This is a genomic window from Pseudomonas sp. DCB_AW, from assembly GCF_026240895.1.
Classification (GTDB): Bacteria; Pseudomonadota; Gammaproteobacteria; order Pseudomonadales; family Pseudomonadaceae; genus Aquipseudomonas; species Aquipseudomonas kermanshahensis.
In genome coordinates, this window is the sequence record NZ_JAPFCE010000109.1 from 1 (window position 1) to 10,612 (window position 10,612).

The following is a 10,612-nucleotide window of genomic DNA, read 5'->3' on the forward strand; positions in this document are numbered from 1 at the left end:
GCTCCCACAGGGTTAGCGCTGCATCAGGAACTTCGGTAACCCTGTGGGAGCGGGTTTACCCGCGAAGAGGCCGGCACAGGCAATCCTTCATTCCGGCCCAACAAACTCCGTCACATCCCGCCCACCGGCATCCAGCTGAAACACCCGTGCCGGCCGCCCCTGCTCATCAAAAAACACCTGCCCCAACCCCGCACCATTCCACAACCGCTCACCCGCCTTGCTACCGCTGGGCGTACGCGGCACCACTTCCATCTCCCGCCGCTTGGTAAACCAGTTCAGCGGCGAGCGCGGTGAATACAGCCAGCGGTTAAGCCGGTCGAGCACATCCAGCAAACGCCTAGGGAATTCGTTCTTGATCCCGCTGCTGGTGATCTGCCACAAGTGCGGGCTGCGTTGGCGGTGTCGAATCAGCACTTCATAGACGAACGAATAATGCACATCCCCTGAGAGCACCACGTAATGCCCGGGCGTGCGCGAGTGGCGGAAGATATTCAGAATCACCTGTGCCGCGCCCCGGTGGGCCATCCAGTTCTCGGCATCCACCAGCAACGGGTAGCCCATCCAGCTGAATACCTTTTGCACGGTTTCTATCAGCTTTACCCCGAAGATCGGTGCCGGCGACACGATAATCGCTGAAGGATGATCGAGCAGTGCCTGCTGCAATTCGCTCAGCGCCTCCCAGTCGAGCAGGCCCGAAGGCTTGGCCAGGCTGGTTTCGCTGCGCCAACGCCGGGTGCGGGTGTCGAGTACCAGCAAGGGTGGGTTGCTGGGCAGGCTGAACTGCCAGCCTTGGAAGCGCAACAGCTCGCCGATCAGCTCATCCTGTGCCTGGCTGGCCAGTGGCGCACCGGTCAGCGCCTGGCAGCGTTCGACCAGCGGCCCGCAGCCATCCGGGTCGTTGCCCCAGGCCTGGCACAGCAGGTAGCCCAGCAGCGCATTGCCGATGATCCGCCGCGAGAACGGGTGGCCATAGGCGGTTTCTTCCCACTGCGCCGAGAGGTTCCAGTCGTCGGTGATGTCGTGGTCGTCGAAGATCATCAGGCACGGCAGGTGTGCCATCACCCGCGCCACCTGGCCGAGATTGTCGGCGAAGGCCTCGATCAGTGGCACCTCCTGCCGATAACGCGCCTGGCGTTCATCGGTGAGGCCTGCAGGCATGTCCAGGTTGACCAGCCGCCAGGGTTCAGGTGACCACACCAGCAGGTACATGGCCATGACCTCGGCGAAGGTTACCAAGTGGTTGTCGGCGTTGCTGGACGAGAAGATCGGCTTGCGTTTACCCCCAAAAAAGCGCTCGCGCAGGCTGTCGTTACGTTCCTGCGCGGGCAGCAGGTCGGCGCGGTGGTAGTAACTGGCCGGGTGGCGATAGAGCGCCGCGCTGTCGGCGACGACTGCACCGTCCAGCTGTTCGTCGAACAGCCCCAGGCGTTCGATCAGCACGTGGATCGCGCGCAGCATGGGCCCGGCGACATCATCGGCATACACCTGGTCGCCGGTCATCAGCAGCACCGCGGGGCGTTGTTCGGGGTGTTGGCACTGTTGCAGCAAACGGTCGGCGCAGAGCAGGCCGTCGGCGGCGGGGTGGTGCGGCTTGCGGCAAGAACCGTGCAGCAAATGATCGAGGCGATCACGCAACACGAAGTGTGGGCGCGTTTCGCCGGGGTAGAGCATGTGGGGTGCCCAGTCTGCGATGCCCTGGCCATTGATGCGCAGGTCGTAGCCCAGCGTCTGGTTGCAGGGGAGCGGCTGGGCAACGTGGATATCCAGCAAATGAATAAACGCGTGCTGGCCTATCGGGATCACCTGGCAAGTGACCTTGGCCGAGTGTTCTACGCCATCAAGGGCAAATTCAGGTTGCAAGGGTTGCGTTGCGACCAGCCAAATGGCCAGGCGCTGTGGCTCCAGGCGGCGCAGTACCGGGCCGGCGAGAACAAGGGGTAGGGAAGAGGTCATCAACAGCTCTGGTGGCTAGACAGCCCATTCACGCAGCACGGTACCGGTGGGAGCGGGCTTGCCCGCGAATAGGCCATCGAATTCAAAATACCTCGGAAGCCTGGCGCACCTTAGCGCCAAACCAAAAACGGGCGGAAAATGCTGAACATTTCCCGCCCGTCAGGCAAACCCAAAATGTATCAGGCCTTTTCAGCCATCAACTTCTCCAGCTTCTCCTGATCCCGCGCGAACTGGCGAATACCCTCGGCCAGCTTCTCGGTGCCCATGGCATCTTCGTTCATCGCCCAGCGGAACTGGCTCTCGCTCAATACCTGCTTGGCCTCGCCCGTGTTGCCCGGCTTGAGCACGCGTGGCAGGTCGCCCTGGTCATCGCTCAACTGCTGCAGCAGTTCGGGGCTGATGGTCAGGCGGTCGCAGCCTGCCAGTTGCTCGATTTGACCGATGTTGCGGAAGCTGGCGCCCATGACCACCGTGTTGTAGCCATTGGTCTTGTAGTAGTCGTAGATGCGCGTGACCGACTGCACACCCGGGTCCTCGGCGCCGACGTATTCCTTGCCGGTGCTCTTCTTGTACCAGTCGTAGATACGGCCCACGAACGGCGAGATCAGGAACACCCCGGCATCGGCGCAGGCTTGGGCCTGGGCGAAGGAGAACAGCAGGGTCAGGTTGGTCTGGATGCCTTCCTTCTCCAGCTTCTCGGCGGCGCGGATGCCTTCCCACGTCGAGGCCAGCTTGATCAGCACGCGGTCTTTACTGACCCCGGCGGCGTCGTACAGCGCGATCAACTGGCGGGCCTTGGCCAGCAGGGCCGGCTCATCGAACGACAAGCGCGCATCCACTTCGGTGGAGATACGGCCAGGGATGACTTTGAGGATCCCGGAACCGACCGCGACCGCGAACTTGTCGCAGGCCAGGTCCACATCGCCCTTGGCATCACCTTTTACCTGCTTGAGCAGGTCGGCATAGCCGGGGATGGCGGCGGCTTTGAGCAGCAGCGACGGGTTGGTGGTGGCATCGACCGGTTTCAGGCGGGTGATGGCGTCCAGGTCCCCGGTGTCGGCGACCACGGTGGTGAACTGCTTGAGTTGTTCCAGCTTGGAGGTCATGGGCGTGCTCTGTCCTGTGCAATGGCTCGACATTACCCGAGCCCCGGCGGCCGCTCAAGGCCCGTCGAAGCCGCTCGGGCAAACCGCGTGTGGGCGCGGCCATGCGTCGCGAATGGGTTACGCAGCAGCCCCAAGGTCTCAGCCCAGCTCAGCAGGCAAGCCCCTGAAGTTCTACGCAAGGTGATGATTCGATTCACCCACAGCCCCGAGGTTCCCAAGGCTGCCGACTACCTGCTTTTCAGGGCTTCGCCCAAGGTGCCCGATTGCCCTTCCTGGAGCCGTTGGCCGTCGGGCATGATAATTTCCAGCGTGGTCCCCTCAGGGCGAGGCGCCGGCTGTGCCGCACGCGCCTGCGCCTTTCTCGCCTCAACCCTACGCTCGATCATTGTCGGGTATTGCGAGGCGACCGCCAGAATGATGCCCACCGGGGCAAAGATCGCCACTGCCACACCCAAGCTGCCTTGCGAACGCGTGCGCCTTTTCTTCATTGCCAATCCATCCCTGGTTCATTCATCAATGACCCTGCATTAACTCCGCTGCCTGATCAAACACCACCAACGGCTCTGGCGCCTTGTGAATATCCGCCGACAACAACTGCCGGAACCGCCGCGCCCCCTTGAAGCCCTGGGCCAGCCCCAGAATATGCCGGGTGACGTGATGCATGGCCCCACCGCTCTCGATGTGCGCCACGATATAAGGCCGCAACAACGCCAGCGCCTCACTGCGGCTGATCACCGGCGCCTCGCTGCCAAACAACTGCTGGTCCACCTCGGCCAGCAGGTAAGGGTTGTGATACGCCTCACGCCCCAGCATCACCCCATCGAACGTTTCAAGGTGCGCCTGGCATTCCGCCAGCGTCTTGATCCCGCCGTTAAGCACGATCTCAAGGTCCGGGAAGTCCGCTTTCAGCTGCGCCGCCACGTCGTAGCGCAGAGGCGGCACCTCACGGTTCTCCTTGGGCGACAGCCCTTCAAGAATCGCAATCCGCGCATGCACGGTAAAACTCCGGCACCCAGCCTCGCGCACCTGGCCGACGAAATCGCACAGCTCGGCATAGCTGTCACGGCCATTGATGCCGATACGGTGCTTCACCGTCACCGGCGTCGACACCGCATCGCGCATTGCCTTGACGCAATCAGCCACCAACGCCGGGTGGGCCATCAGGCACGCACCGATCATGTTGTTCTGCACCCGGTCGCTCGGGCAGCCAACGTTAAGGTTCACCTCGTCGTAGCCCGCCTCCTCGGCCAGGCGCGCGCAGGCCGCCAGGTCGGCCGGCACGCTGCCGCCCAGTTGCAGGGCCAGCGGGTGCTCGGACACGTCGTGGCGCAGGAAACGGTGGGCGTCGTTGTGGAGCAGGGCGCCGGTGGTGACCATTTCGGTGTAGAGCAGGGTGTGCTTGGAGAGCAGGCGCAGGAAGAAGCGGCAGTGGCGGTCTGTCCAGTCCATCATGGGTGCTACGGAGAACCGGCGCGACGGCTCAGGCCTTGTCGCAACTGGGTTAGAGCCTGATTTTGCAGTCATTTCGTTCAACGTGTTTCATACCGGATTCGGGGTTTTCAGGGCGATTTCAGCAAGCGGTGGCTGCGATTTAGCAACCGAGCGGCGACGTATAGCAAATTCCCGTGGCAACAGCACACGCAGAGGCGGATTGCTAAGCCCGCTACATCGGCCATGTTCGCGTGAGTGTGGAAGACGGCTAGTTTACCAAGAGAAATCGCGGTTCGTCCGGAAACAGCCCCTTCGAATGCTGCTGGCGCGACATGAGGCCTCTAAAACTAGTCGCACAGGCTGCGACCCTGCCCCGTACCGCTACCTTGTTGGCAGGCACAATTTCCGATAACGTCCCGCCCCCGACCGACACATGGCAAGGATTCCATCGTGCATCAGAACCTCAGGACTGCGTTCATCGTTACCGTATTGATGATGACCTCCTGCACATCGTCCACCCCTTCAACCCCTGCAACCGATCAAACGCGTATCGGATCACGAGGCGACTCGGCCTATGGCCTGGGTGTCGATGCATACAGGCGCGAAGACTATCCTGAAGCGGTGGTGCAGTGGCGTCAGGCCGTGGCGCAAGGGAATCAGCTTGCACTCAACAACCTGGGCTACCTGGCCTACTATGGCCTTGGCATGCAGGCCGACCCATCCTTGGCTGTCGATCTGTGGCACAAAGGCGCAGCGCTGGGTGTTTCGGAGGCTCAGTGGCATCTGGGCATCGCTTATCAGGAAGGCAAAGGGGTGAGGCCAGATCCCGTTCAGTCTTACACATGGGTGCGCTGTGCCATAGATACCGCCACACGCAATGCTGCGGCTGCGGATGCGCATGCGGACACCGAGCTGAAGATTGCGAGCGACGCCCGCGAAAGCCTGGTGGAGATCGTTGACAAGATGCCGGTAGAGAAGCTGGCTGATGCCCGCCAGCGCGCCTCGGCCTGTATGAACGCCTACAAAGTGCGATGAGCCTGTTCTCTCGGCCCTGCAACCATAGGGCTGATTGAAGGAAGGGCAGTTCGGGCTCGCGTACGTTATTCGCGGGTGTCCCTGAGGCAGATCTTCGAGAGACGGGCTAAATCCTAATGCCAGCCACTTAGGGCCAAGGGGGCCGCTGCGCGACCCATCGCAGCGGTCCGGCGCCCCGGCAAGCCAGCTCCTACAGGTGAGCGAGACTCACACGAAATACGCTACTCCTGTAGGAACTGGTTTGTCGGGGCGACTGACCGCTGCGATGGGCTGTTAAAAAGCGCTCAGCGTAAACGCTCCATGGAAAGCCCGCGGGTGCGTTAGTTTCGCGAGCCCAGTTGCCCATCAAGCTCGACCGTTTAACTCGGCAAACTCATATGCAACAACGGAAACGGCCGCCCCTCACCATCCACCTCAGAGCGCCCCGTCTGCACAAACCCATAATGCAGATAAAACCCTACAGCCTCGGGGTTCTGCTCGTTCACATCCACACTCAGCGTGTGCCGCGAACCGCGTGCGTAATCCAGCAGCGCGCGCCCAATGCCGCGCCCACGCAGGTCGGGGTCGATGAAGAGCATTTCCACATGCTCCTGATTCAGCCCGATGAAGCCTAACGGGCAATCTTCAGCATCCACCGCGACCCACAACTCGACAGCGGGGAGGTAAACATCGCGCAACTGCGGCAGCAGCGCGTCTATGTCGGATGCCTGCAAAAAATGGTGAGTGGCGCGAACGGCGCGCAGCCAGATGTCGAGCAGCAGTGGATGGTCTGCGGCGTTGGCCTGACGAATGATCATGTAATCAACCTTGTTCACTTGATAACGGAGTAGCGGCACGCCATTAGGCGACCGTATAAGTGTCGGCATCTTGAATGCCCGCTTCGCGAACTAACGCCTGGGCGGTGCACTGCAGAGGGGGCCGAAAAGGAAGGGGCTGAAAACGTACTGATACCCGCAGGTAGCGTCAAGGGCCGGGGACGGCTTTAAAGCCGCGTCGTCCCCGGTAATCACTCAGATCGAACGTTGGTTTACCCGCGCCGTAAGCTGCTCGGCGCTTTCTTTACGCTCGGAATAGCGGTCCACCAAAAACTCGGTGCGGTCGCGCAGCAACAGGGTGAACTTCACCAGCTCTTCCATCACGTCGACCACCCGGTCGTAGTAGGGCGATGGCTTCATGCGGCCGGCATCGTCGAATTCCAGGTACGCCTTGGGTACCGAGGACTGGTTGGGGATGGTGAACATGCGCATCCAGCGGCCCAGCACGCGCAGTTGGTTGACCACGTTGAACGACTGCGAACCCCCGCACACTTGCATCACGGCCAGGGTCTTGCCTTGGGTGGGGCGTACGGCGCCGAGGGCCAGGGGGACCCAGTCGATCTGCGCCTTGAACACGGCCGAGAGGGCGCCGTGGCGTTCGGGCGAGCACCAGACCTGGCCTTCGGACCACAGCACCAGGTCACGCAGTTCTTGCACTTTGGGGTGCTCTACCGGCACGTCATCAGGCAACGGCAGGCCAGAGGGATCGAAGATGCGCGTCTCGGCACCGAAATGCTGCAGAAGGCGGGCGGCCTCTTCGGTCAGCAAGCGGCTAAAGGAGCGTTCGCGGGTCGACCCGTACAACAGCAGGATGCGCGGTTTGTGCTCGCTGGCACGGGGCGCGGTTGGGGCTGCGTCGAACAGGGACAGGTCGAGGTTGGGCAGTTGCTCGGACATGGGGCCTCCTTAAAGCGTGCCGATGCGGTCCAGCTCGCGCTGGAGCTCGTCGTGGCCGAGGGTATTGAAGGGGAGGGCGAAGAGGGCGTTGCAGCGTCGCTCGATGATTGCCAGCGTGGCGTTGAACGCGGCGTCAATCGCGGCCTCGTCACCCTCGACCTCGGAAGGGTCTTCCAGGCCCCAGTGGGCTTTTAGGGCCGGGCCGAAGTACACGGGGCAGGGTTCACCGGCGGCTTTGTCGCAGACGGTGATGACGATGTCTGGCGGGTTGGCGGCGAAGGCATCGTTACCTTTGCTGTGCAGGCCGTCTGTGCAAATGCCGACCTGCTGCAGGGTGGTGAGGCTGCGCGGCAGCACCTGGCCTTTGGGAAAACTGCCGGCACTGACGGCTGCGAAGCCTGGCGGTGCCAGGTGATTGAACAGCGCTTCGCTGAGGATGCTGCGGCAGCTGTTGGCGGTGCACATGAACAGGACTTGCATTGGAAGGCTCTCTCGCGGGGTGGCGGCTTCAGCAGCAGGCGGCTGCGCGGACGGGGCGGTCGGCCATGTGCTGCAGGCGGGCTGTGTTCGCCTGCAGCCAGGTGGCATTGGCCTGCAACGTCACCTGCAGCATGTCGTGCACCCACGTGGGCAGGTCTGGGTTGAGGCGGTAATACACCCATTGGCCTTGGCGGCGATCCAGCAGCAGGCCGCTGCTTCGCAGTTGGGCGAGATGGCGGCTGATTTTCGGCTGGCTGTCGTCGAGGGCGCACATCAGCTCGCAAACGCAGAGCTCGCCCAGGCTGGCGATGAGCAGGGTGGCGCGAGCGCGGGTCTCGTCGGCCAGGTTCTTGAAGACCTCGGGTGGGGTGATCATGGAGGTGCTCTTTACATATGGATAATCGAATATACGGATTTCCATATGTATTAGGCAAGCGGGAAAATGCGGCACGAAATTGATACAGAGCTAGCGGAAATGATCAGATTTTGGCTCTTCCTTGTAGGGCGTTTCTGAATAACTCTTTGCAGGCCATTGCGTCATTGAAGTGAGGGGGAGAGCCTTCTAGTCTGGCCGCGTCGGTGAGAAATCAACGACCAGGTCTGCAAGCCTGTAGGGTCAACTAGGAAGAGTCCACCATCAGCCACAGATGCTCTGCATCCGGCTGCGCTTTATGGTGGCTACGTACGGGTGGTCCTCGGACCAGCCGGGCATTCTCTCTAGTTGCCCCCGGCCTTGCAGGCCTGTATGTAGCCGCCACCCAATCATCTGCAAGTGAGCAGGTGGCGATCTGAATAGTGCAACTAGAGAGACTCGCCATGCTCAAGATCGTCCCCGACCCACCGTGCTCCCCCGATACACCTCATCACCTCGAAGACACCCTGATCCAGGCCTCGGAGTACGTACTCTGCGCCTTGGCCGTCGCCCACCACGCCGTCTCCACGCTTCCCAAGTCGCCTGCCTCCATCATGACCCTGGCCGTCATGCACGAAATGGAAGCGGTGCGCACATTGCTGGAATCGGCAGTTGCGCAGGTGCAACTCACGGCCACGCCGCACATGCAGACGCTGCATTGACATTCACCGATGCCGGGGCTGCTTTGCAGCCCTTCGCGGGCAAGCCCGCTCCTACAGGGGGCGTCGATACGCTTGCGAACGTTGTTTTCAGCGCGACAGCGCAGGGAGATATGCAATGGACAAGGTATTACCAGAACGCACCGGCACGCTGGGTTTGACCATAGGCTCCGCGTCGTGCCTGGACGGCGTGATACAGGGCAAGCGCCTGTTTCGCGTAGAGCCCGGCAACTGCTGCGACCATGCCATCGAGCAGGCGTCGGTGCTGATGGACTGCTCAAGACGAGCCTCGTTCATCGGGGTGATGGACGACGAACCTACGCTGGTCTGGGCCTCGCACTTTCTTTGCGAAATGGCCAAGGCGCTGATGGACGATGCGCACATGGGGATGCGCAAGCACCGCTGATGCGTTAGCGCTCAACAGTGAAAGTGTAAACAATGAAGATCTTTTCCGAAGGTGATAGCGGCAAGAACCCTCCCAGTCGCTGCTAGCCGTGTTGCCCCGCAACAGTGTTTCGACAGTCTGCTGCGCAGAGGGCACCGCGCCAGGTCTGCGCTGTTGGCTATCCCATTGAGGCTCAACGCTATTTTCGTTTGGCACGGTTGCTGCGTTGTCTGCTTCAACCCTTCGAGGACAGCCAAGGAGCCTCCCCATGAGCCAAGCCCCAATCAAGTTCGCCTACTGGGTCCCCAACGTCAGCGGTGGCCTGGTGGTGAGCACCATCGAGCAACGCACCAGCTGGGACATCGACTACAACCGCAAACTGGCGCAGATCGCCGAAAAGGCGGGCTTTGACTACGCCCTGTCGCAAATCCGTTTCACCGCCGGTTACGGCGCTGACAACCAGCACGAGTCGGTCACCATCAGCCATGCGCTGCTGGCCGCCACCGAGAAGCTCAAGGTCATCGCGGCCATCCTTCCAGGCCCATGGAACCCGGCGCTGGCGGCCAAGCAACTGGCAACCATCGACCAGTTCACCCAGGGGCGGATCGCCATCAACCTGGTGTCGGGCTGGTTCAAGGGCGAGTTCCACGCCATCGGCGAACCGTGGCTGGACCATGACGAGCGCTACCGCCGTTCAGAGGAGTTCATCCGTGCGCTGAAGGGCATCTGGACCCAGGACAATTTCACCTTCAACGGCGATTTCTATCGCTTCCGGGACTACACCCTCAAGCCCAAACCCCTGCAGCAGCCGCACCCGGAAATCTTCCAGGGTGGCAGTTCGCGTGCAGCGCGGGACATGGCGGCGCGGGTGTCGGACTGGTACTTCACCAATGGCAATACTGTGGAGGGGATCAAAGCCCAGGTCGACGATCTGCGTGCCAAGGCCGCCGCCAACGGCCATGCGATCAAGGTGGGGGTGAATGCCTTCATCATTGCCCGCGACACCGAGGAAGAGGCGCGGGAGGTGTTGCAGGAGATCATCGACAAGGCCAACCCCGAGGCGGTGAAGGCGTTCGGGCATGAGGTCAAAAACGCCGGGGCGGCCAGCCCGGAAGGCGAGGGCAACTGGGCCACGTCCAGCTTCGAGGACCTGGTGCAGTACAACGATGGGTTCAAGACCAACCTGATCGGCACACCGCTGCAGATTGCCGAGCGCATTGTTGCGCTGAAGGCGGTGGGGGTGGATTTGATCCTCTCAGGGTTCCTGCATTTCCAGGAGGAGGTGGCGTACTTTGGTGAGCATGTGTTGCCGGTGCCGTCAGCGCCGACAGCAAAATGGTGAGCGTAGTTAAACGCTGTTGCCCGTCGATCACTTCGGAGAGGGGTTTGCCTTCGTCCTTGATCAATACGATGCTGCCCAGAAAATAAGTGTCCTCCGG

The 10,612-nt window shown here is 61.7% G+C and carries 12 protein-coding genes; 4 read left to right on the forward strand and 8 right to left on the reverse strand.

Annotated elements, in window-relative coordinates; genetic code table 11:
• Window positions 1-87: 87 nt before the first annotated feature.
• The 4 genes from OO306_RS26985 to dusA form a co-directional block, all read right to left on the reverse strand.
• Window positions 88-1,953 carry an alkaline phosphatase D family protein gene (locus OO306_RS26985; protein WP_085274222.1) on the reverse strand — a complete coding sequence of 622 codons (1,866 nt, stop codon included), beginning with the start codon at window positions 1,951-1,953 and terminating at the stop codon, window positions 88-90.
• A gap of 179 nt (window positions 1,954-2,132) precedes the next feature.
• Window positions 2,133-3,059 (reverse strand): transaldolase, encoded by a 927-nt coding sequence (gene tal, locus OO306_RS26990; protein ID WP_265970311.1) that lies wholly within the window; start codon window positions 3,057-3,059, stop codon window positions 2,133-2,135.
• A 227-nt stretch (window positions 3,060-3,286) separates the two neighbouring features.
• Window positions 3,287-3,547: a hypothetical protein gene (locus OO306_RS26995; protein ID WP_265970312.1), complete on the reverse strand. Its 261-nt coding sequence runs from the start codon at window positions 3,545-3,547 to the stop codon at window positions 3,287-3,289.
• 25 nt (window positions 3,548-3,572) lie between these two features.
• Window positions 3,573-4,583 (reverse strand): tRNA dihydrouridine(20/20a) synthase DusA, encoded by a 1,011-nt coding sequence (dusA, locus tag OO306_RS27000; RefSeq protein WP_099453399.1) that lies wholly within the window; start codon window positions 4,581-4,583, stop codon window positions 3,573-3,575.
• Window positions 4,584-4,940: 357 nt separating this feature from the next.
• On the opposite strand from dusA, the gene OO306_RS27005 reads away from it, so the two are divergent.
• Window positions 4,941-5,525 carry a tetratricopeptide repeat protein gene (locus tag OO306_RS27005; protein WP_265970313.1) on the forward strand — a complete coding sequence of 195 codons (585 nt, stop codon included), beginning with the start codon at window positions 4,941-4,943 and terminating at the stop codon, window positions 5,523-5,525.
• Window positions 5,526-5,884: 359 nt separating this feature from the next.
• Here the strand turns inward: OO306_RS27005 and OO306_RS27010 are convergent, their stop codons facing one another.
• The 4 genes from OO306_RS27010 to OO306_RS27025 all read right to left on the reverse strand — a co-directional run bounded on the left by OO306_RS27010 (window position 5,885) and on the right by OO306_RS27025 (window position 8,093).
• The gene (locus OO306_RS27010) at window positions 5,885-6,322 is read right to left on the reverse strand and encodes an acetyltransferase (RefSeq protein ID WP_186703854.1); all 438 of its coding nucleotides are present in this window, start codon (window positions 6,320-6,322) and stop codon (window positions 5,885-5,887) included.
• 213 nt (window positions 6,323-6,535) lie between these two features.
• Window positions 6,536-7,237 (reverse strand): arsenical resistance protein ArsH, encoded by a 702-nt coding sequence (gene arsH / locus OO306_RS27015; RefSeq protein ID WP_238216286.1) that lies wholly within the window; start codon window positions 7,235-7,237, stop codon window positions 6,536-6,538.
• 9 nt (window positions 7,238-7,246) lie between these two features.
• Window positions 7,247-7,717: an arsenate reductase ArsC gene (locus tag OO306_RS27020; protein WP_265970314.1), complete on the reverse strand. Its 471-nt coding sequence runs from the start codon at window positions 7,715-7,717 to the stop codon at window positions 7,247-7,249.
• 28 nt (window positions 7,718-7,745) lie between these two features.
• The gene (locus OO306_RS27025) at window positions 7,746-8,093 is read right to left on the reverse strand and encodes a metalloregulator ArsR/SmtB family transcription factor (protein WP_238216282.1); all 348 of its coding nucleotides are present in this window, start codon (window positions 8,091-8,093) and stop codon (window positions 7,746-7,748) included.
• Window positions 8,094-8,533: 440 nt separating this feature from the next.
• On the opposite strand from OO306_RS27025, the gene OO306_RS27030 reads away from it, so the two are divergent.
• From OO306_RS27030 to sfnG, 3 genes are all read left to right on the forward strand, one after another.
• Window positions 8,534-8,791 carry a hypothetical protein gene (locus OO306_RS27030; protein ID WP_265970315.1) on the forward strand — a complete coding sequence of 86 codons (258 nt, stop codon included), beginning with the start codon at window positions 8,534-8,536 and terminating at the stop codon, window positions 8,789-8,791.
• Between the two features lie 115 nt (window positions 8,792-8,906).
• Window positions 8,907-9,194, forward strand: coding sequence for a DUF3077 domain-containing protein (locus OO306_RS27035; RefSeq protein ID WP_265970316.1), 288 nt, complete (start codon window positions 8,907-8,909; stop codon window positions 9,192-9,194).
• Between the two features lie 247 nt (window positions 9,195-9,441).
• Window positions 9,442-10,515 (forward strand): dimethylsulfone monooxygenase SfnG, encoded by a 1,074-nt coding sequence (sfnG, locus tag OO306_RS27040; RefSeq protein WP_265970317.1) that lies wholly within the window; start codon window positions 9,442-9,444, stop codon window positions 10,513-10,515.
• Window positions 10,516-10,612 lie beyond the last annotated feature (97 nt).